This is a genomic window from Brenneria alni (genome assembly GCF_003666245.1).
GTDB lineage: Bacteria > Pseudomonadota > Gammaproteobacteria > Enterobacterales > Enterobacteriaceae > Brenneria > Brenneria alni.
This window is the reverse complement of the sequence record NZ_MJLZ01000054.1, coordinates 1-20,984: the sequence shown is the minus strand read 5'-3', so window position 1 is coordinate 20,984 and position 20,984 is coordinate 1. Positions and strand designations below refer to the sequence as shown.

The window sequence follows — 20,984 nt, the reverse complement described above, 5'->3', positions numbered from 1 at the left end:
CCCACCGCCGCGGCAAAGTGCAGCCACAGGAGAAAACCCACCCCCGCCACGCCAACCAGCACGCCCGCCGGCAGGCAGCGCTGTACCGTTTACAGCGTCCCCCCCGCCCCCCAGAACATACTGGTGCCGAGCAATGAAAACCGGGTTTCGCCATCACGCCATAGCACCCGGCAGGACAAAAAGAAACGGTGCGCCATGCGGGCCGGGGCGGCGGCTAAACTGGTGACGCTGAAAACGGTACAGCGCTGCCTGCCGGCGGGCGTGCTGATTGGCGTGGCGGTGGTGGTTTTCACTCTTCAGCACAATCTGCCGGGCGCTTACGCGCTGCTGATTTTGCTCGGCGCGCTGGGCGGGTTTTTCATCGTGCCGCTGAACGCGTTGTTGCAGGATCGGGGCAAAGAGAGCGTCGGCGCCGGTAATGCCATTGCCGTGCAGAACCTGGGAGAGAATGCCGCAATGTTGCTGATGCTGGGACTCTATTCCCTGGTGGTTAAATTAGGTGTGTCGGTTATCACCATCGGTATTGGTTTCGGCGTACTATTTGCGCTGGCCATTGCATTATTGTGGGCGTGGCTGATTTACGCTAAACGGCGGGCCAATAGGCACAATGCCGCGTAGAACAGACGAGGTGGGTATGAATCTGCTATGGCATGACTGGTGTGTTGATGATCTGAACGTTTATTCATTGCATGACATTCTGGCACTGCGTATTCAGGTTTTCGTGGTGGAGCAAACCTGTCCGTATCAGGATATCGATGGACAGGATCTGGCGGATGGCAACCGCCATATCGCCGCCTATCACAACGGTAAAATAGCGGCTTATGCGCGGCTGCTGGCTCCACATCCGGGTAATGATGCCGTCACTATCGGGCGGGTGATTGTGGCGCCTTATGCCAGAGGCCAACATTTGGGGCATCAGTTGCTGGAACATGTGCTGGCGGCCTGTGCTCGTCACTGGCCGCGTAAGCATCTTTTTCTATCCGCGCAGGCGCATTTGCAGCATTTTTACGCCGCTTTCGGTTTTATCGCCACCGGCGATCTATATGAAGAGGACGGCATTGCGCATATTGATATGCTGTCTGCATTCTGAGATGGCTGGCATTGTCCTGAAATGCAAAACCCGCAGCTAACGCCTGCGGGTTTCCTGAATGGTTTTCAATCAACGTCAACTGGCTGAACTGGAAATCTTACTGCCTAATTTCTCCACGTCCTGACCGAAACCGCGTGCGGTGTTGCAACCGCTCAATACCGCCGCCATCAATAGCGATGCGATGAGTAATTTTATATATTTCATTATCGTCACCAGCAGATTTCAACATGCCTACACTTTGTCATAAACGTGCGCAAAAATTCAATCTCGGACAGGCTGAAAAGGCGGAAATTTATCGGGATATTCAGCCGGATGCCCGTTAGTATTAAACGTGTTCTCAAGTTTTGATAAATATCGGTCAGCCGCTTCTTCACCGAAATTCAACAGGCCATAAAGAAAGATATTTTCCATCTCTTCCTGAGCGACGGCCCCGCATTATTCTGTTTCCGGCAGAAACAATTCCAGCAGCGAATTCAGAAACAGTTTGCCGTGTTCGGTAATTTGCCAGTAGGTTTCGGTTTCATGCAGATAGCCCTGCGCCAGCGCCTGATCCAATTGCGGGCGGATCAGGCTTTCATCCAGCCCGGTGTATGCGGTGAAGTCGGCTCGTGGGGCGGCTTCCAGCAGGCGAAAACGGTTCATAAAGAACTCGAAGGGACGATCGTCGCGGGTAACGTCATGCTGTTTATCCAGATAGTTGCCTTGCATATAGCCGCGTGGATGACGGGTTTTCACCGTGCGCAGAATGCGCCCGTCGCTGAATGTCAGCTTGCCGTGTGCGCCGCAGCCTATCCCCAGGTAATCGCCAAAGCGCCAGTAGTTCAGATTATGCTGACACTGGTAGCCCGGTTTGGCGTAGGCCGAGGTTTCATATTGCTGATATCCCGCTGCGCTTAACAATTGGTGTCCCTGCTCATAAATATCCCACAGCGCGTCGTCGTCCGGCAGTTTTGGCGGGCGGGAACTGAACAGCGTATTGGGTTCGATAGTGAGCTGATACCACGACAGGTGGGGGGGGTTGAGGTCAATCGCCTGGCGCAGATCGTCCAGCGCCTCTTCCAGCGACTGATCGGGCAAGCCGTGCATCAGATCAAGGTTAAAACTGCGCAACCCCAGCTCGTCCGCCAGATGAGCCGCCCGTTTGGCCTCGATCGGGCCGTGAATGCGCCCCAGGCGGGAGAGCTTTTGCGGGTTAAAACTTTGTACGCCAATGGAGATACGGTTGATGCCCGCACGCTGGTAGCCGCTGAAGCGGTCGGCTTCCACCGTGCCGGGGTTCGCCTCCATAGTGATTTCGGCATCAGGCGTTAGCGGTAAGCGCGCCCGTACCCCGTCCAGCAGGTGTTGCATTGCCGACGCGCTCAACAGGCTGGGGGTGCCGCCGCCGATAAAAATGGCGTGTAGCGCCCGACCACCCGCCAGCGGCAGGTCTGCATCCAGATCGGCCAGCACATGTTCGATATATTCCTGATGCGGCACGTCGCCTTTCAATGCATGAGAATTGAAGTCGCAGTATGGACATTTCTGTACGCACCAGGGAATATGAATATACAGGCTGATCGGCGGCAGTTTAAGCATTACGCAGGGTATCCAGCAGTAAACGCAGGGCCTGTCCTCGATGGGAGCGGACGTGCTTTTCTTCACGCGTCAGTTCAGCGGCGGTTTTTCCCAGTTCCGGGATAAAAAAGATCGGATCATAACCAAAACCGCCGCTGCCTGCGGGTTTATGGGCCAGTACACTGTTCCAGCTACCGTGACACACCAGCGGGGTTGGATCTGCGGCATGGCGCAGATAAACCAGCACACAGTGGAAGCTGGCGCCACGTTGTTCATCAGGGACGCCTTGCATGGCGAGTAATAGTTTGTCCAGGTTTTGCTGGTCGCTGGCGTCAGGGCCGGCATAGCGTGCCGAGTAGATCCCCGGCGCGCCGCCCAGCGCATCCACCGCTAGCCCGGAATCATCGGCAATCGCCGGCAGGCCGGTAAGCTGTGATGCATGGCGCGCTTTCAAAATCGCATTCTCAATAAATGTCAGGCCCGTTTCCTGTGCGGAATCTACACCCAGTTCGGTTTGTGCCACGATATCCAGGCCAAAATCCGCCAGCAGACTGGCGAGTTCGCGCACTTTACCGGGGTTGCCGGTAGCTAAAACCACTTTTTGCATCGTATTTTCCTGCGTGTTTATTTGATGAGTTCCGCGACTTCAGCCGGGATGTGTTGCGGATTGATGATTTTAATCTGTTTATGCCGACCGAGTTCACCTTTTTCGATAATGACCAGACTTTTGGCCACCCGGAATTGTTTAGCGAGGAATTTAGTCAGATGGGCGTTGGCCTGACCATCGACCGGCGGTGCGGTCACGGCGACTTTCAGTTCGTCGCCATGCAGCCCGATAATCTGGTCGCGGCTGGCTTTCGGCTGAATATACAGCCGAATCACCAGATCGTCATTGTGGCGTGTGACGGCACTCACAACAGGAACCACAGCCCCGGAAACAGATCCATCCCCAGATAATTGAACAGATACAGGATTAGGATCACCGCCATAGCGGAGAAGTCGATGCCGCCCATCACCGGAATAACCCGGCGAATCGGCGCCATAAAGGGTTCGGTCAACTGATGCAGCAGATACTCAATAGGGCTGCGCCCCTGGCTTATCCAACTCATCAGTGAACGGATAATCACCACCCAGAAAATCAGGTAGCCCGCCGACTTAATCAGAGAGAGCAAACCGACCAGCAGGTTCATTGGACTGAGCGACAAGGCGCCGACCTGAATCAGCAACAGTAGCGGATATTTGATGGTGGTCAGAATAAAGGCCAGCAGTAGCGACGCGCTGTCAATCGGCCCCAGCGAAGGAAGAATACGGCGCAACGGCCCGATAATCGGCTGAGTGATTTTGACCACGAACTGCGATAGCGGGTTATAAAAGTCACTGCGTGACCACTGCATCCAGATACGCAACAGCAAGACCATTACGTAGAGGTCAATCAGCGTTTTGACCAGAAAAGTCAGGGTAAGCATAGGTACGTCGGTTCCTTATCAGTGGATATATCTGTTATTTTTCAAAGTGTCGTCTTTCTCTACACCTTGAAATGTATCAGGTGTAAATGGGGTAATTATTAACGTTTTCAATCAAAACAGCTTTTCCATTTCCTGAGCGCGGTCAACGGCGGCCTGCATGGCGTCTGACACGATTTGCGTCAGTTGGCGTTGGTTGAATACCCGTAATGCTTCGGCAGTGGTGCCGCCTTTAGAGGTCACATTTTCGCGCAGAGCCGACAGCGGGGTATCCGGGCTGGCTTCCACCAGCGCCGCCGCGCCGGATGCCGCCTGTTGTACCAGCAAACGAGCGGTATCCGGATTAAAACCCTGACGGACGGCTTCCTGCTGCATCGCTTCCATAAACAGGAAAAAATAGGCAGGCGCGCTGCCAGCGGCGGCAATCACGCCGTTAATGCCCTGTTCGCTTTCCACCCAGCATACTTTACCCACGCTTTTCATCAACCCGGCGGTGAACTCACGATCGGCGGCGCTGACGGTTGCCGGCGCATACAACCCACTCATTCCTTTCCCCACCAGCGACGGCGTATTCGGCATAATCCGCACGATGTTCACCGCTTCGCCCAGCAGGGCCTGAAAACGGGCAATGTTGATGCCTGCGGCAATCGACAGCACCAGTTTGCCGGAGAAATCCACCTGCTGATGCAAGGGTTCACAGACGCTCGCCATCATTTGCGGTTTTACCGCCAGCACAATGACATCCGCTTGCTGGGCGCAACGCACGTTATCCGCACTGCTGATAACGCCAAATTTGGCTGCCAGCGCGTCGCGGCGGGCGCCGGACGGGGCGCACACGCTGATATGCTGTGCGGGATAACCCCCACCGATTAACCCGGCGACAATGGCTTGCGCCATATTCCCGGCGCCAATAAACGCTATTTTACGTTGTTGCATCTAGAATTCTCGCTGCTTATCGTTATGGCTGATTATTATGGTGTGACTGATTTTCGTTGCAACTGATTGTGCCGTTGTTGCTGACTAAGCCGTTGCCACGGCGTAGTCACGTGCGCCAAAGATAGCCGTGCCAATCCGCACCAGCGTACTGCCCGCAGCGATCGCGGCGCGCATATCATCGGTCATCCCCATCGATAAGGTATCAATGTTGGGGTAGTGTAATGCCAGTTGTTGAAACAGATCATCCATTTGCCGGAAAACGGCAAGCTGACGCTGATAGTCTGTTTCGGGGGCTGGAATGGCCATCAAACCCCGCAGGCGCAAATTCGGCAATGCCGCCACACTGGCGGCCAGCGCGGATAATTCGTCAACCTTAATGCCGGATTTGCTCGGCTCGTTGCTGATGTTGATTTGCAGCAGGACATTCAGCGGCGGCAATGATATCGGGCGCTGTTCACTCAGGCGTTGGGCGATACGCAGACGATCAACCGTATGGAACCAGTCAAAATGCTCTGCGACCAACCGGCTTTTGTTTGACTGTAGCGGGCCGATAAAGTGCCATTCTAACGGTATTTCAGGCCAGTTTTCCCGAAAGTAACGGATCTTGTCCACGCCTTCCTGCACATAGTTTTCGCCAAATGCCCGTTGCCCGGCGTTGATCGCTTCTTCGATCGCCGTCACAGGCTTGGTTTTACTGACTGCAAGCAGCGTCACTTCTTCTGGCGCCCGTGCGCAACGTTCTATGGCGGCTGAGATCTGCTGCCTGATGTCCTGTAGATTCTGCTGGATAGTGGTCATAGTGATTCAGGAGGTTAATCTATGCATGTGGATGAATGGGTGGCACTCAGTGTAAAACATAATGCCTCGGATCTGCACCTGTGTAGCGGACATTCGCCGGTGTTACGTGTTGATGGTCAGTTACGCACTGAAAATACCTTACCATGTTTGGGTTCTGATCAACTGGAACAATGGTGCTCCACATGGCTTGAGCCGCCCCAGCTACAGCAATTACGGCAGTCGGGGCAGATAGATTGCGCCCTGATGCTGGCGGACGGCCAGCGCCTGCGGGTCAATCTGTTTCGCCAGCGGCTGGGGTTATCCGCCGCGCTACGCGTCATTCCGTCAACCCATCCTTCATTAACCACGTTGTGCGCGCCGCCGATACTGTCTGAACTGCTTGAGAAGCCCGATGGGTTGATTCTACTGACCGGCGCCACCGGCAGCGGTAAATCGACTACGCTTACGGCAATGATTACGGCGTTGAACCAGCGGAGCCACCGACATGTGATCACGCTGGAAGATCCGATCGAGTTTATCCATACCAGCCGGCAGTGCCTGATCCAGCAGCGTGAAATCGGTCAACACAGCACTTCGTTTGCCCAGGCGCTGCGTGCCGCGTTGCGGGAAGATCCCGATGTGATTCTACTGGGGGAACTGCGCGATACCGAAACTATTCGCCTGGCGTTAACCGCCGCAGAAACCGGCCATCTGGTGCTGTCCACCTTACATACCCGCAGCGCGGCGCAGGCGGTGGATCGGCTGGTGGATGTGTTTCCCGGTGATGAAAAATCCTTTGTCCGCAGTCAGCTCGCTGCGTGTTTACAGGCCGTGATTGCGCAAAAATTGTTACCAATGCCGCAAGGGGGCAGGGTGGCCTTATTTGAAGTGCTGACGGCAACCTCTGCGGTCAGCAATCTGATTCGGGAAGGGAAAAGCCACCAGTTGCCCAGCCTGATCCAGACCGGGGGGCAGGCAGGAATGCAGTCGTTTGAACAAAGCTATCGGCAGCGCTGTCGGGAAGGGTTGTTGCGATGAAAGGGGAACGAAACCGGGATATTCATCACTTAGTCAAAATTGAAATAACATATGGAGGATGTAATTGATGATTATCCCAACCAGTTATACAGGCATTTATGTTAATACCAGAAGCGAGGTGCCTGCCATCGCCGAAACCTATAAGAGTGAGGCAGAGGATGCGCTTGACATCATTAATTCCGGGCCATCGGGGAGGGCGTTGTTGGATAAAATAGCCAAACTCAGCAGTAGTAAAGATAGAAAAGTGACGTTAAAAGAGCTTGAGATTAATAGTAAACCTTATTCTTTACCCGTGTTGACGAGCTGGCAGCTCGATAAATATAACCCGTCGAGCTTCAGGGAAAACACAGAGATTGCCAAGGGTTTGGCGGTGCAAGGTGTTTTTACAAAAGGGGAAGGAGCAAGCGCTATCATCGGATGGGCGCCTGATATCGCCAGTGTACGACTGAACCAGAATGGCTCTCCTACCGGCGTGGGAACTGGCCGTGATGATAAAATCACCTCGCTGGCTCATGAATTGGTTCATGTAAGACATATATTAAGTGGAAGTTCAATGGCGTGGCAAGGTGATCGCTATGATCCGAGTAGCCGTGCCGGTAAGGAGGAATCAAGGGCGGTGGGGATTGGCAACTATCGTTATTCAAAGACGGGTAAGCCTTCTGAAAACTCGATTCGGGCTGAACACAACTTACCGCTGCGTAGTAAATATAAGCCACACGAATAACCATTTTTGTCATGTAGTAAAAAACTCGGTGGTGAATGAAAATACGTATCCGGGACAAGTACTTTGTCGTGCTTTGCATCTTGTCCTGTATTAATGCGTATTTTCTGTTTAATTTTCCGCCTATTTATCCAGCCATTCCAACGTATCTTTGGCGAAGGTGATACGCTGATCTTCTATCGCCGTGTTGTAGGTCAATTTCTGAGGCAAACCGTCAATTTCGTATGTAATGCGCGTGTGGCGGTTTCTATTAAAATCACTGCGTAATGTATTTTTTATCGATTCAGGCAACGAATTGAACACGCGCCTTGATGTGGTCAGTTGGTAGAAGTCGGCTGGCAGCAGATGTTTGAATTGCCGCGTAACAAAAGTACGCGGGTCACTTTTGTTATAACCTTTATCGTCAATTTTTGCATAGTTTAGCTGGTGAAATTGGTTAATTGCTTCCTCATTCGATACCATCGCTTTAACATCATGAAGAGAAAAGATTTTGCAGCCAGACACTGTTTTTTGAACTGCGGTAAATAACACCGTCAGCGCAGCATCATCATAGCTGGTAATATGTTTCGCAATATCAGAATCAGTCATCGGGGAAATATAGGCATCTACCACCACCAGAGAAATTTTATCATTTTTCTTCTCAGCTTCTACCGCCACGCTATGCGGTGATTTATTAGGTTCATCATCATCTTCAATATTAATAACCGCACGCCATTTGGTGTTGTTGTCCATCATAAGTAAGGCATTTTTAAGTTCGTTGCCTTTGGTTGCAGAAATATTCAGCAGGCCGATCTGTAGATGATATTTATCATTTTGCGCCATGATGAGATATTTCTGTAGGCGGGTTTCCTCTGTTCTGACATTAGGCTGCATCGCGCCAAGCGCATTACTTTCCAGTTTTTCCAGATAATTGCTCACCTGTCTTTTTATCTGGCGCGGGTTATAACCTCCAGATGCGCTGTGTCTGAGTCTTATAAAATTAAATAAGGTGCTAAGAGGGGTAGGCGTTTCCTTTCTGACCGGCATATAAGGGGAAGCCACCCTTGTTGGTTGTGAAGAAGATGCTTCATCCGCGCTGCCTGCCGCCTCTGCGGCGGAAGATGATGAGGCGGCATCCAACGAGCCGGACTGCGACGGTTCCTGAGTGTGAAAAGACATTCTAAAAGGGATTTGCATCGTTATTTCTCAATACATTCAGACATTACTGTTTGTGTGTATCAATAACCGCTTGGTTCCCGCCGATTTACTTAAACCAGAGCGGCAGCACCAACATGACCGTTGCGGAAAAAGGAACGGAACCGTCGGCACTGCCAAAAGACTTAGTGTGGATAGCTCAGTTGTTCTGGTGTGCGGCGCATGATGACCTTGCCGTGCCGAATCGACAGCCTGGCTTTGGCCTGACGGCGTACAGCTTCGTAGTCATTCTCGGCATCCAGCACCACCAGATTGGCCGGGCGGCCTACGGCAATGCCATAACCCTCTCCCAGATGCATCGCTTTGGCGCTGTTATCCGTGACGAAATCAAGACAGCGCTGAAGATCTTCATATCCCATCATGTGACAGATATGCAGTCCGGCATCCAGCACGCGCAGAATATTGCCGTTACCGAGGGGATACCACGGATCTTTGATCGAGTCCTGCCCGAAGCAGACATTCAGGCCTGCCCGATCGAGTTCGGCAACCCGCGTAATGCCGCGTCGTTTGGGAAAGGTATCGAAGCGCCCCTGAAGGTGAATGCTTTCTGTTGGGCAGGAAATAAAGCTGATGCCAGACATTTTGAGTAAGCGGAAAAGCTTGAAGCAATAGGCGTTATCGTAGGAACCCATAGCGACCGTATGGCTGGCCGTGACAAGGTGTCCTACCTGCCGCACTCTGGCTTCTTCCGCCAGCACTTCCAGAAAACGTGACTGCGCATCGTCGGTTTCATCACAGTGTACGTCTACCAGGCAACCGCTACGTTCCGCCAGATCCATCAGAAATTTGATCGAACTGACGCCCTGTTCGCGGGTATTTTCGAAATGAGGAATACCGCCGACCACATCCGCGCCCATTTCAATGGCGCGCGTCATCAACTGGCGTCCGTTGGCAAATGATTCGATGCCTTCCTGCGGGAAAGCAACGATTTGCAAATCAATCAAGTCGCGTGCTTCCTGTTTTACCTCCAGCATGGCTTTCAGCGCCGCCAGACTGGGATCGGTGACATCAATGTGCGTTCGTACATGCTGGATACCATGATCCCGCAGCATACCGATGGTGGTGTGCGCCCGGCGTTTGGTGTCGTCATGGGTGATGGTTGCCTTACGCTGGCTCCAGCGTTCAATGCCTTCAAACAGCGTGCCGCTCATGTTCCATTCCGGTTCGCCGGCTGTCAGGGCTGCATCCAGATGAATATGCGGCTCGACCAGCGGGGGAATGACTAACTGGCTGCCGGCATCGATCACATCAGCATTCCCTGTGGCAGGCAATAACGCGGGTTGCGCATCAATGGCTGCAATCAGACCGTTATCAACGGTAATGCTGAAAAGCCCGTTTTGTTGGCGAAGGGCGGCATTGATTATTTTCATAAAAACTCCTGCTGTTGTTGGACATGCGCCAGATCAGTCATGCCACTGATACATTTAAACGAAATTGTTAACTGCCGTTCAATCCGCTGTAGACGCAGTTTAGCGTATTGCGGCGAATCGCCAGGCGTTCCGCTGCCTTGATGAAATTACTGTTCTCTTGCAGTACGGCATCCAATGTTTCCAGCAACAGTGCCGGTTTTTTACGATGTCCGTCAAATAAATGTCCCAGGATTTTACTCTCCCCGTATGGCAACGCCGGGGCCAGCGGTTCGAAAAGGGAGCGACCGCTGAAGGGATCGCGCCAGCGGCGTTATTTCAGCCACAAGCCTGGGTTCGTAGGGTGGTGGCGTTTGAACCACCCTGCGTCGGGCGCGTGCTATGACATAGCAGAGAAACGGTGGCTTTATCGCGCACGAAATTTTCTCCGGCGTTACATATTTCAATTTCTGGTGATCCCTCAGCCGTAAAGGGCCAGCACTTTGCGTTGTTCAAAACGCCAACGTTTAATTATTTAGGATATAAATAATAGAGAATCACGTAATTTATTATTGTTAAAATAACAGGTAACACTTAGCATTGCTGCTAATAGAAATACCTTAACTAGCTGCCTAATTATAAAATGTGAATATATTTTTGCTGTTCCTTTCCCCTTTACAAGTCATATTTCTCCGGATAACATTCTGGCTCTGAAATAATAATTTCAGGTATTTTATTAAAACGGATTTTAAAATGGCAAATTTAATATACGTATTGATTAACAGCAACAAGCAAGGGCTTATCTCTTCCGGCTGCGGCACGCATCCGTCAATCGGCAACTCGAATTATTTAGAGTATAGAGTGGGAATACTGCAACGCGGGCACCAGCGTCTACTGTTTATGGTGATATGATGTCAGCCACTAATCTGGAAACAAAAATAGCCCAACTGAACCGGCTGACGGATGAGCTGGCGTTGCTTTATATCCCCGGTTATGAGGCCCGTCGAGGATTTCTGAAAGAAATTTCCTTGTTAACCAACAATTTGAGACAAAATGTGCTTAACTTTTGCTTAACGGAAGAGGCGGCTATCAATTTACTCGATAGAGAAATAAAAAATCTGCAAAAACAGAAATTTGATTTATCGACGCAAAAGGTGATGCAGTATTATATTTTTGAAAAGGAAAAAGAAGATCGTCAGGTTAACATCATGTTAAAACAGGTTGGCTTTATCGGCGGGGGAACACAGGTTGTGGCTGGTATTGCCGCTTGTACCGCCTCAGCGGGCTATCTCTGCGCCGGATTCGGGTCGCTGAATGTCTCTCACGGCTTAAATAATCTGTATGAAAGCGGTTATTACCTGCTGTTTAGGGAAAATCGGTCGGGCTGGACGCGTGATACCTATCGGGCGATAGCCAAATCGATAGCTCAAAGCGAAAAACGCGCTGATTTAGCTTACGCCAGCGTTGATTTAGGCATCTCCGCTTATGGGTTATTCAGAAATGTTGTGAGAGAGGATTCCTTCCGACTTTTCAGATATATTAATAGTGATTTTGTGCGGAGTTGGAAAACTATGGGGGCAGTATCTGTGTTTGCTGAAAGCTTAGTTGACATGTCAACAGTTCATGGGATTTACACATTATATAAAAATGAATGATATTATTATTACATCTACTACATGGCCTATTTATGTATATCTATTGATATCCATTCTTTGCTTTATTTTATTTCATAAAAAAATTTTTTGTTTATTCTTATTGGCGTACTTTCATATGATTTCTTTCTTAAATGGATTAAAGGACTCTATCCTTTTCAATTACCTGGATATTTTTATTTATGATAGCATGGCTATTCGCTATTTATCTTTATTTTTTTGGGGGGTATGTTTACTCTTATCATGCTTGGAATACAACAAGAGAACTTAACAGGATTTTATAAACGCAAATAACCCAATTAAACAGGCTGACAGATGGTTACCTGCTGTTTAGGGAAAACCGATCGGGTTGGACGCGTGATACCACCAGTAAGTGATTGGGGTGAGTGAGAGCAGCCAACGCACATGCAGCTTGAAGTATGACGAGTATGGCTTACGCCAGCGTTGATTTAAGTATCTCCGCTTATGGGTTATTCAGAAATGTTATGAGAGAGGATTCCTTCCGACTTTTCAGATATATTAATAGTGATTTTGTTCGGAGTTGGAAAACTATAGGATCGGTATCTTTAACTACTGAATTCACGGTAGATGCTGCTACGTTCACTGATATTTACATGCTATATAAAAATGAATGACGTTATCATTTCTTCTTCAATATGGCCTGTTTATGCATACATGGTTGTATCCATAATCTGCTTTATATTATTTCGCAGAAGTAGGGTTGTTTTATTATTATTATCGTGTTTCCACTTAATCACTTTTAAGAGTGGATTAAAAGAATTATTCCTCTTCAGCTATCTCGATATTTTTATCTATCACAGTATGTGGATTAGATATATATCTTTGTTTTTTTGGGCGGTGGGTATATATTTATATTATTTGGAACATAAAAAGAACATATAACATACTCAATAAGTTTGCCTTGTTTCTATGAATAATACAGGAAATCTATACGCAATATGAAAATGAATGATATATACCCAATAATCCTCAAAATGCAGGTTTAAGCATCTGGAAATGATCGTGAATTCGGGGCGTTAGTGAGTCCGTTATTTCTGGCAACGTTTTGGTCATTGATTCCGGCGTCCGGGCGGTGAAAATGTTTGCCCGAAAGCATCCGGTAGAATTTTCCGAATGTTTCCGGGCTATCGATGGTTACACCTGAAACAGCGCCATTGAACGCACCAACTGTTGCGATTGCTCTTCCAGCGATTGGGTGGTGGCTGAAAAAGATTTCACCAACTGAGTATTTTGCTGCGCCACTTTATCGATTTGGCTGAACGCGATATTCACCTGCTCAATGCCCCGGTACTGTTCCTGTGTCGCGTTGGAGATATTTTTCATCAGTTGGGTGATCCGCATGATCGCTTCGTCCATTTCGTCCATAGTTTCGCCTGCGTGTGAAGCCAGCTCCAGCCCTTCTGAAATACGCGTTTGGGAATCCGTGATCAGCGCACGGATCTCTTTGGCGGCCTGTGCGCTGTTCTGCGCCAGATTGCGGACTTCCCCGGCGACAACGGCAAAACCGCGCCCTTGTTCGCCCGCCCGTGCCGATTCTACCGAGGCATTCAGCGCCAGGATGTTGGTTTGAAAGGCGATACCATCAATGACGCCGAGAATGTCATTAATCCGTTTGGCGCTGGTATCGATTTCCTGCATTTTTTCGATGACATAGCAGACGGACTCGCTGCTAAGACCGCTGGTATCCGCCACGCTATTGGCAAGTTTATGCGCCTGCTCCGCGTGTTCGGCATTATTTTTCACCGTTGCGCTCAGTTGCTCCATGCTGGCGGCGGTTTGCTCCAGTGAGGCGGCGGACTCTTCGGTACGCTGCGAAAGATGAATATTGCTTTCAAATAACTCGCGGCTTCCAAGATCGATCTGCGTACTGACATTCCGTACCTGGCTGACCGAATCCAGCAACGCCCCCTGCATCCGGCCAATGGCGTCGCTAAGGCGCCCCAGTTCGTTGCTGCCGCCTTGCAACAGGCGGCGCGTCAGGTCGCCGTTGGCAACGTGTTCCAGTTGTTCAATGGCCTGTCCCAGCGGTTTTAACAGCATATGCCGTAACGAAACCCAGCCCAGTATAACCAGTGCCACGGATAACAGACTGGAGATGGTGATAAGCAGCAACATTAATCGTTCATTGCGTTCGGATTGCGCCAGCCCGTGACCGGAGAGCTGTTGCGCGTGCAGACGGAAGTCCTGAATGGATTTATCAAAAGCGTCGCTCAATGGGCCTAACTGTTTTTCGAGTACCTCGTAATATTCGTCAGTGTACTGTTTTTGCAACGAACTCAGCATCGGCATCATGCCTTGTTCAAGATAAGCCTCATAGGCTTTCTGTACCCCCAGCGCCAGTTCATGCCTTTGGGTGCCTGGCTCAACAGATTGCATAACCTGAGCAATCTCTTTCTGGGACTGGAGCAGATTTTGTTCCACTATTCCGGTTTCCTGCGCCCCTTCTTCAAGCCGCCCCATTTCAATTTTTCTGACTGCCAGCGTGGCTGATGCCCTGGCCCTGAGCGTCAGGTTATAGCCACTCATCAGATGACCAATTTCTGTTCCCTGAATCTGATTCAGTGTCAGCAGCGATCCCCGGTCTTTTTTAATCGCCAGAATGCCCATAGCGCTGACGATAAGCAGCAGCAGGGTGGTTGATAACAATAATGTCAGTAATCCGGCACGAATGGAGATATTGTTCAGGCTCATGGTTTCCTTTTCCTTGTGTGTGCAGCATTAAAGAGACAAAAGTCATGTTCAGCGCTAAACCTTGTAGCCTCGTTAAATTCGAGGTCATGAATAAAACAGAACGACACAGAAAGTACGGACGTGGTGCAATGATACTTTTATGACTGTAAAACAAAGATAAAATTAAAAATATATGACCGTGATGAAAATTTGAATACATTACCGACATTACCCCACCGATCGCTTATTTCTACCAATAATTGCGCCATGTCGTGAAGCAAGTGGTGCGCTATGGCGATACGGTTGATTGAAAAAGTCAGCAATGACTGCTGTTTTAGCGCTGGAATTTACCGTAAAGAAGTTGTAAACCTACTGTAAAGCACCATCATGTCCTATCTTTTATGCTTTCATACAGATATATCCCGGTACTGTCGCTAAATAATTAGCCGTAGCCTTTGTGGCTGGTTTATTATCGGCGGATAAGATCAGTCTTGTGTGTCTGGCGATGAGTCCGGCGGCATTCTGATCTATTTCTTCGGGGCGCATTCACTGCGCCGGAAAACGATACCCAGAGGTATCCGAGGTTTATGCAGTTAACAAGTTTTACGGATTATGGCTTGCGGGCGCTGATTTATATGGCGTCGTTGCCGGGCGGGCAAATGACCAGCATTTCAGAAGTGACGGAAGTGTATGGCGTGTCGCGTAATCATATGGTCAAAATTATCAATCAACTCAGCCGGGCTGGGTTTGTTATGGCCGTGCGTGGTAAAAATGGCGGGATCCGGTTGGGAAAACCCGCAGAGCTAATCTGCCTGGGTGATGTGGTTCGTGAGCTGGAACCGCTCTCATTAGTTAACTGTAACCATAATTTTTGCCACATCTCGTCGGCCTGTCGGCTGAAACAGATGCTCCACCAGGCGGTGCAGAACTTTCTGTATGAGCTGGATCAATACACGCTGGCCGATTTGGTCAAAGAAAACCCACCACTTTACAAATTATTGTTGGTTGAATGAGTTCTGTTCAGCCTCCCGCTGATGACAACGGAGGAACCGCAGTGTCACAAGACCCATTTCTGGAACGAGAAGCAGAAAAATATGAATCCCCGATCCCCAGTCGTGAATATATTCTGGCGCATATCGCCAAACGGGATACTCCGATCAACCGGGAAGAACTGGCCGCCGATCTACAATTAACCAGCGAAGAACAACTTGAAGCGCTGCGCCGCCGTCTGCGCGCAATGGAACGTGACGGCCAGTTGATTTTTACTCGCCGTCAATGTTATGCCCTGCCGGAAAAGCTCGATCTGCTGCGCGGTACGGTGATCGGCCACCGTGACGGTTTTGGCTTCCTGCGTGTGGAAGGCCGCAAAGATGATCTCTATCTGTCCGCTGAAGAGATGAAGCGCGCCATTCATGGTGATGTGGTGCTGGCCCAGCCGCTGGGTGAAGATCGGAAAGGGCGGCGTGAAGGTCGCATTGTTCGCGTACTGGAGCCGCGTACCGGGCAGATCGTCGGGCGTTATTTTGTTGATGCCGGGGTCGGTTTTGTTGTGCCGGACGATAGCCGTTTGAGCTTTGACATTCTTATCCCGCAAGAAAATATCAACGGCGCCCGGATGGGTTTTGTGGTGGTGGTGGAACTGACTCAGCGCGCCACGCGACGCACGAAAGCCATCGGCAAAATTGTTGAGATCCTCGGCGATAACATGGGCACCGGGCTGGCGGTGGATATCGCTCTGCGTACCCATGACATCCCGCATACCTGGCCGCCTAAAGTTGAAGAGCAGGTCAAAGATCTTGCAGAAGAAGTGCCATCAGAGGCGAAAAAAGGCCGGGTGGATTTACGTAAGCTGCCGCTGGTCACCATTGATGGCGAGGACGCCCGCGATTTTGATGATGCCGTCTATTGCGAGAAAAAACGCGGCGGCGGCTGGCGCCTGTGGGTGGCGATTGCCGATGTCAGCTACTATGTTCGTCCCAACACCCCGCTGGATAATGAAGCGCGTGCGCGTGGTACGTCGGTCTACTTTCCGTCTCAGGTGGTGCCGATGCTGCCGGAGGTGCTTTCGAACGGGCTTTGTTCGCTCAACCCGCAGGTTGACCGCCTGTGTATGGTCTGCGAGATGACCGTGTCGGGGCTGGGGAAACTCACCTCGTACAAGTTTTATGAAGCAGTAATGCGTTCCCACGCTCGTCTGACCTATACCAAAGTGTGGAATATTCTGCTGGGCGATCAAGAGTTGCGGGAGCACTACAAACCACTGGTGGGCGGCCTGGAAGAATTGCATAAGATGTACAGGGTGCTGGAGCGGGCGCGTGACATCCGCGGCGGTATTGCTTTTGAAACGGAAGAAGCGAAATTTATTTTCAATGCCGAGCGCCGTATTGAACGGGTTGAATCGGTGGTGCGTAACGATGCGCATAAGCTGATTGAAGAGTGCATGATCCTGGCGAATATCGCTGCGGCCAGATTTGTGGAGAAGCATGAGGAGCCTGCGCTGTTCCGTGTTCACGATCGTCCAAGTGAAGATCATGTGCTGGCGCTGCGCAGTGTATTGGGTGAACTGGGGTTGACGTTAAAAGGCGGGATGAAACCGCAGTCTAAAGACTACGCCGATCTGATGCTGGAGATCGCCAATCGCCCCGATCGTGAAATGCTGCAAACCATGTTGCTGCGTTCGATGAAACAGGCGGTTTATGATCCGGAAAACCGTGGGCATTTCGGTCTGGCGTTAACCTCTTACGGTCACTTTACCTCGCCGATTCGTCGTTATCCTGACTTATCATTGCACCGCTCAATCAAGTACCTGCTGAGTTCCCGCAAAGAACGCTGGACGCCAACCGGCGGCTGGCACAGCGAGATGAACGAGATGCTGCAACTGGGTATGCACTGTTCAATGACGGAGCGCCGCGCCGATGAAGCGACCCGTGATGTGGCTGACTGGCTGAAATGTGACTTCATGCAGGATCATGTGGGTGAAGTATTCACGGGGATCATTGCCAGCGTAACCGGTTTTGGTTTCTTTGTTCGCCTGAACGATTTGTTTATCGACGGACTGGTGCATGTTTCCACGCTGGATAATGACTACTATCGTTATGATAATATTGGTCAGCGCCTGATTGGCGAGTCTCGCGGTCAGGTTTATCGTCTGGGTGATGAAGTGGAAATTCGGGTTGAAGCCGTTCATATGGACGAGCGAAATATCGATTTTGCGCTGGTATCCAGTACGCGCAAACCACGCGGCGAAGGTAAAACGGCACGCGATCGGGCGAAAAAGCCTGATAATCGTGAAGCCAGACCAAATCGCCGCCGCCGTAGCGCGGCTAAACCAGCCGCCAGGGTTGAACCGGATGCCGCCTTGCGTAAAGAGGGCGATCGTCAGGCAAAAGCCAAGCCGAAAAAAAACGCTGACAAAGCAAAAAAGAACGCCGAGAAAACGCGTAAGATTGCGGCGGTAACCAAAGCCAGACGCACAAAGAAAAAGTCCGTGGAGTAACGGTCAACGACGGGGCCGTTTTTCATCGGCCACCGTGATGAAATGATGACGGGCAGGCGTTGCCCGTTTACTACATTTGAAGAGTATCAATGAGCGAAATTATTTACGGTATTCATGCTGTCAAAGCGTTACTGGAGCAAGATCCGCAGCGTTTTCTGGAAGTTTTTATCCTGAAAGGCCGCGACGATCGCCGCGTGCAGCCGCTGGTTGCCGAACTGGAGGCCTCTGGCATTGTGGTTCAGGTGGCAAATCGCCAATGGCTGGACAGCAAGGTCGAAGGCGCCGTGCATCAGGGGATTGTCGCCAGAGTGAAAGAAGGGCGGCAGTACCAGGAAAACGATTTGCCGGCGTTGCTGGATAATCTGGATAAACCTTTTCTGCTGGTGCTGGACGGCGTCACCGATCCGCACAATCTGGGCGCTTGCCTGCGTAGTGCTGATGCCGCGGGGGTGCACGCGGTGATTGTTCCGCGCGATCGTTCTGCGCAGCTTAATGCAACGGCAAAGAAAGTCGCCTGCGGCGCGGCGGAAAATATCCCTTTGATCCGCGTGACCAATCTGTCCCGTACCCTGCGCGTATTGCAGCAGCACAATATCTGGATCGTCGGCACAGCGGGCGAAGCTGACCATACGTTGTACCAAAGCAAGCTGACCGGCCCGCTGGCGCTGGTTATGGGGGCTGAAGGCGAAGGGATGCGCCGTTTGACTCGCGAGCATTGTGACGAACTTATCAGCATTCCGATGGCGGGCAGCGTCTCTTCACTGAACGTTTCCGTCGCCACCGGTGTATGCCTGTTTGAAGCGGTGCGCCAGCGCGGCTGACGACCAATTATGGTGTGTTGTCGAGCAACGTTATCACCATGTTGTCTCAGCCCTAAGCATCATCACTTTATTCAGAACAACAGCAACCTAAAGGAATTTACGGCATGATTATTGTTACCGCTTTATTGGCTTTTGCCGCCTACTTCTTCATTGGGTTTGTCATGGTGCTGGCATTCCTGTTTATTTATACCCGTGTCACGCCGCATGATGAGTGGACGCTGATTAAAGCCAATAATAGCGCGGCGGCAATCGGTTTTGCCGGAGCGCTGATCGGGTATGTCATTCCGCTGGCCAGTGCGGCGGTTAACTCGGTAAGTCTGGTGGATTACATCATCTGGGGCATTGTGGCGTTGGTGATCCAATTGCTGATTTATGGCGCTGTGCGTATTTACCTGCCGGGACTCAGCCAGCATATCCAGAAGAACGAGGTGGCGTCGGGGGTTTTTCTGTGCACGGCCTCGTTGGGCGGCGGGATCCTGAATGCGGCCTGTATGTCTTATTAAGTCCGGCTATCGTCCATAACAGGATGAGCGACGGGGCAATAACATCACGTTATGGCCCCGTTTTTTATAAAAGAAGCATCAGTGGTGCCATTCTTATCGGTACAACACGGCGCGGGAGGTCCACATGCCGTAGTGTGTTGTTTCGGATTTCATGACGATGGTGTAGTAACGAGCGCCTTTTTCATCCGCTTTCCTCTGAATGGCCCGGTCGGCGTCATCCGGGCTGCCACGCACGGTGACGGATACTGTCCCGATTTTTTCCAGCGTGGCGGTTTGTGAGTAGGTAATCAATTGTGCCTGATCTGTCGGCGCGGGCAGCGGGGCGGGGTTTCCCTGTAAAACCTGACATGCGCAGAGCATGAGCATAAACAACGGTAGCAAGAGAAAGCGCAGTCTGTTCATCGGTCTGACCTGAAAGATAACGATTTGTTCTACAGTGTAACGCCATCAGACGCGTCTTGGCAGTGGCTGAACCGGGTATTGATGAAATGACGCGAACCGATGCGCTTGCGTGGACGACCTCGCTAAACATCATTTAGTGGTATATATAAGGGCAGACAGAACGGAAATTAAGGAAGAAAGATGGTTGAAATGTCGGTTGATGTGATCAGCAGCGGTATTGAAGTCATTCATGCGGTTCCGGCAGGCAAACGCGAGCAGCCTTTACCGACTATTTTTTTCTTTCACGGTTACCTCTCTTCAAAAGAGGTCTATTCCTATTTTGGTTATGCGCTGGCCAAAGCGGGTTTTCGGGTGATTTCGCCGGATGCCGCCATGCACGGCGCACGCTACGATGGCGATGAGGCCCGGCGGTTGCGTCATTTCTGGGATATTCTTCAGTCAAATATTCATGAACTACCCTGCTATGTGGATGCCTATCGGCAGCGCGGGTTGATTGCCAACGAACGCATTGGCGTGTGCGGCGCGTCCCTGGGGGGAATGAGCGCGCTGGGCTGCATGGCGCGTTACCCCTGGATTTCCGCTGTCGCGGCTTTTATGGGATCGGGCTATTTTTCAACGCTGTCGCACACGCTGTATCCGCCGGTAACGGTTGGGGAAGATGCGGGGGCTGAGGAAATATTACAGCATCTGTCGGCGACGCTTGCCGACTATGATGTCTCCGCACGGCTGGCGGCCTTGTCCAATCGCCCTTTACTGCTCTGGCATGGCGAAGCGGATGAGGTGGTATCGGCGCAGGAGAGTGGGCGTTTATATCAGGCGCTGAAAGAAAGCCATCAGGACTGCAATCTGACCTATCTGACCGAGGCGGGCGTTACGCACCGCATCACGCCATCGGCGCTACAGGCGGGCGTCGATTTTTTTCGGCGTTATCTGACCGAATAACCGTCGTGTATAATTAATTGAAAGATGAATCTGGCAGGAGATCACTGCCAGAAGAGGTTAAAGGTTTCTTTTGTTTTCTAAATAATATAGAAACACACATACGCCGCAAAAAAATAAAGACAAATAGTTAACGCTTATGCTTGAATTGATAGGGATGTCAAGAAGTTTAAAAAAAGGCGCGTTTTTTAAATCATATCTGAAAGCGATCATATGAAACGAACCGAGTATGATTAAAATCACTCTGCTTTTGTAAAATACAATAAAACAGACTATGGATACAATTATGTATACATAGACAGGCCAAACATATGAGTAAATTATGATATCATTCTTTTTTTTTTAATGTGTAAATCCC

The 20,984-nt window shown here is 50.7% G+C and carries 23 protein-coding genes and 1 pseudogene; 11 read left to right on the top strand and 13 right to left on the bottom strand.

Annotated features, from left to right (window positions below; all coding sequences use genetic code 11):
• Positions 1-201 precede the first annotated feature (201 nt).
• Positions 202-618, top strand: a pseudogene (locus BIY29_RS17925) (lysophospholipid transporter LplT); the annotation flags it as partial.
• A 16-nt stretch (positions 619-634) separates the two neighbouring features.
• Positions 635-1,090 (top strand): GNAT family N-acetyltransferase, encoded by a 456-nt coding sequence (locus BIY29_RS17920; RefSeq protein WP_121576401.1) that lies wholly within the window; start codon positions 635-637, stop codon positions 1,088-1,090.
• A gap of 75 nt (positions 1,091-1,165) precedes the next feature.
• On the opposite strand, the gene BIY29_RS17915 is transcribed toward BIY29_RS17920, so the two are convergent.
• The 8 genes from BIY29_RS17915 to BIY29_RS17880 form a co-directional block, all read right to left on the bottom strand.
• Entirely contained in the window at positions 1,166-1,294 is a 129-nt protein-coding gene (locus tag BIY29_RS17915; protein WP_121576400.1) for an entericidin A/B family lipoprotein, read from the bottom strand.
• Between the two features lie 57 nt (positions 1,295-1,351).
• On the bottom strand, positions 1,352-1,501 hold the full coding sequence (locus BIY29_RS20410) for a hypothetical protein (protein WP_205680369.1): 150 nt from the start codon (positions 1,499-1,501) through the stop codon (positions 1,352-1,354).
• A gap of 24 nt (positions 1,502-1,525) precedes the next feature.
• The gene (gene hemW, locus BIY29_RS17905; RefSeq protein ID WP_121576399.1) at positions 1,526-2,668 is read right to left on the bottom strand and encodes a radical SAM family heme chaperone HemW; all 1,143 of its coding nucleotides are present in this window, start codon (positions 2,666-2,668) and stop codon (positions 1,526-1,528) included.
• Positions 2,661-3,254, bottom strand: a complete 594-nt coding sequence (rdgB, locus tag BIY29_RS17900) for an RdgB/HAM1 family non-canonical purine NTP pyrophosphatase (RefSeq protein WP_121576398.1) — start codon at positions 3,252-3,254, stop codon at positions 2,661-2,663. Before rdgB ends, hemW begins: the two co-directional genes overlap by 8 nt.
• A gap of 17 nt (positions 3,255-3,271) precedes the next feature.
• Positions 3,272-3,562, bottom strand: a complete 291-nt coding sequence (gene yggU, locus BIY29_RS17895) for a DUF167 family protein YggU (protein WP_121576397.1) — start codon at positions 3,560-3,562, stop codon at positions 3,272-3,274.
• Positions 3,559-4,113: a YggT family protein gene (locus tag BIY29_RS17890; RefSeq protein ID WP_121576396.1), complete on the bottom strand. Its 555-nt coding sequence runs from the start codon at positions 4,111-4,113 to the stop codon at positions 3,559-3,561. Before BIY29_RS17890 ends, yggU begins: the two co-directional genes overlap by 4 nt.
• Before the next feature lie 111 nt (positions 4,114-4,224).
• Positions 4,225-5,046: a pyrroline-5-carboxylate reductase gene (proC, locus tag BIY29_RS17885; RefSeq protein WP_121576395.1), complete on the bottom strand. Its 822-nt coding sequence runs from the start codon at positions 5,044-5,046 to the stop codon at positions 4,225-4,227.
• 84 nt (positions 5,047-5,130) lie between these two features.
• Positions 5,131-5,844, bottom strand: a complete 714-nt coding sequence (locus tag BIY29_RS17880; protein ID WP_121576394.1) for a YggS family pyridoxal phosphate-dependent enzyme — start codon at positions 5,842-5,844, stop codon at positions 5,131-5,133.
• Positions 5,845-5,865: 21 nt separating this feature from the next.
• Here BIY29_RS17880 and BIY29_RS17875 point away from each other — a divergent pair, with 21 nt between their 5' ends.
• Together BIY29_RS17875 and xopG are read left to right on the top strand one after the other, a co-directional pair.
• Positions 5,866-6,861, top strand: a complete 996-nt coding sequence (locus BIY29_RS17875) for a type IV pilus twitching motility protein PilT (protein WP_121576393.1) — start codon at positions 5,866-5,868, stop codon at positions 6,859-6,861.
• 67 nt (positions 6,862-6,928) lie between these two features.
• Positions 6,929-7,585, top strand: a complete 657-nt coding sequence (xopG, locus tag BIY29_RS17870; RefSeq protein ID WP_121576392.1) for a XopG/HopH/AvrPtoH family type III secretion system effector — start codon at positions 6,929-6,931, stop codon at positions 7,583-7,585.
• 120 nt (positions 7,586-7,705) lie between these two features.
• Here the strand turns inward: xopG and BIY29_RS17865 are convergent, their stop codons facing one another.
• The 3 genes from BIY29_RS17865 to BIY29_RS17855 all read right to left on the bottom strand — a co-directional run bounded on the left by BIY29_RS17865 (position 7,706) and on the right by BIY29_RS17855 (position 10,399).
• Positions 7,706-8,701: a YopJ family acetyltransferase gene (locus tag BIY29_RS17865; RefSeq protein ID WP_170158970.1), complete on the bottom strand. Its 996-nt coding sequence runs from the start codon at positions 8,699-8,701 to the stop codon at positions 7,706-7,708.
• A gap of 200 nt (positions 8,702-8,901) precedes the next feature.
• The gene (gene codA, locus BIY29_RS17860; RefSeq protein ID WP_121576390.1) at positions 8,902-10,146 is read right to left on the bottom strand and encodes a cytosine deaminase; all 1,245 of its coding nucleotides are present in this window, start codon (positions 10,144-10,146) and stop codon (positions 8,902-8,904) included.
• Between the two features lie 67 nt (positions 10,147-10,213).
• Positions 10,214-10,399, bottom strand: a complete 186-nt coding sequence (locus tag BIY29_RS17855; RefSeq protein ID WP_121576389.1) for a helix-turn-helix domain-containing protein — start codon at positions 10,397-10,399, stop codon at positions 10,214-10,216.
• Between the two features lie 631 nt (positions 10,400-11,030).
• Here BIY29_RS17855 and BIY29_RS17845 point away from each other — a divergent pair.
• Both BIY29_RS17845 and BIY29_RS21065 read left to right on the top strand, forming a co-directional pair.
• Entirely contained in the window at positions 11,031-11,777 is a 747-nt protein-coding gene (locus BIY29_RS17845; RefSeq protein ID WP_121576388.1) for a DUF4225 domain-containing protein, read from the top strand.
• Positions 11,778-12,193: 416 nt separating this feature from the next.
• A complete protein-coding gene (locus BIY29_RS21065) occupies positions 12,194-12,409 on the top strand; it encodes a DUF4225 domain-containing protein (protein WP_121576387.1) in 216 nt (71 codons plus the stop codon).
• Positions 12,410-12,929: 520 nt separating this feature from the next.
• Here BIY29_RS21065 and BIY29_RS17835 read toward each other — a convergent pair.
• Positions 12,930-14,486: a methyl-accepting chemotaxis protein gene (locus BIY29_RS17835; RefSeq protein ID WP_121576386.1), complete on the bottom strand. Its 1,557-nt coding sequence runs from the start codon at positions 14,484-14,486 to the stop codon at positions 12,930-12,932.
• Between the two features lie 566 nt (positions 14,487-15,052).
• On the opposite strand from BIY29_RS17835, the gene nsrR reads away from it, so the two are divergent.
• From nsrR to BIY29_RS17815, 4 genes are all read left to right on the top strand, one after another.
• On the top strand, positions 15,053-15,478 hold the full coding sequence (gene nsrR, locus BIY29_RS17830) for a nitric oxide-sensing transcriptional repressor NsrR (protein WP_121576385.1): 426 nt from the start codon (positions 15,053-15,055) through the stop codon (positions 15,476-15,478).
• Between the two features lie 41 nt (positions 15,479-15,519).
• The gene (rnr, locus tag BIY29_RS17825) at positions 15,520-17,961 is read left to right on the top strand and encodes a ribonuclease R (RefSeq protein ID WP_121576402.1); all 2,442 of its coding nucleotides are present in this window, start codon (positions 15,520-15,522) and stop codon (positions 17,959-17,961) included.
• An 89-nt stretch (positions 17,962-18,050) separates the two neighbouring features.
• Positions 18,051-18,782, top strand: coding sequence for a 23S rRNA (guanosine(2251)-2'-O)-methyltransferase RlmB (gene rlmB, locus BIY29_RS17820; protein WP_121576384.1), 732 nt, complete (start codon positions 18,051-18,053; stop codon positions 18,780-18,782).
• A gap of 104 nt (positions 18,783-18,886) precedes the next feature.
• Complete coding sequence (locus BIY29_RS17815; RefSeq protein WP_121576383.1) at positions 18,887-19,285, top strand: DUF350 domain-containing protein; 399 nt, start codon at positions 18,887-18,889, stop codon at positions 19,283-19,285.
• A 93-nt stretch (positions 19,286-19,378) separates the two neighbouring features.
• Here BIY29_RS17815 and bsmA read toward each other — a convergent pair whose 3' ends face one another.
• A complete protein-coding gene (gene bsmA / locus BIY29_RS17810) occupies positions 19,379-19,687 on the bottom strand; it encodes a biofilm peroxide resistance protein BsmA (protein WP_121576382.1) in 309 nt (102 codons plus the stop codon).
• 180 nt (positions 19,688-19,867) lie between these two features.
• Here bsmA and yjfP point away from each other — a divergent pair, with 180 nt between their 5' ends.
• Positions 19,868-20,629, top strand: a complete 762-nt coding sequence (yjfP, locus tag BIY29_RS17805) for an esterase (RefSeq protein WP_121576381.1) — start codon at positions 19,868-19,870, stop codon at positions 20,627-20,629.
• Positions 20,630-20,984: the final 355 nt, after the last annotated feature.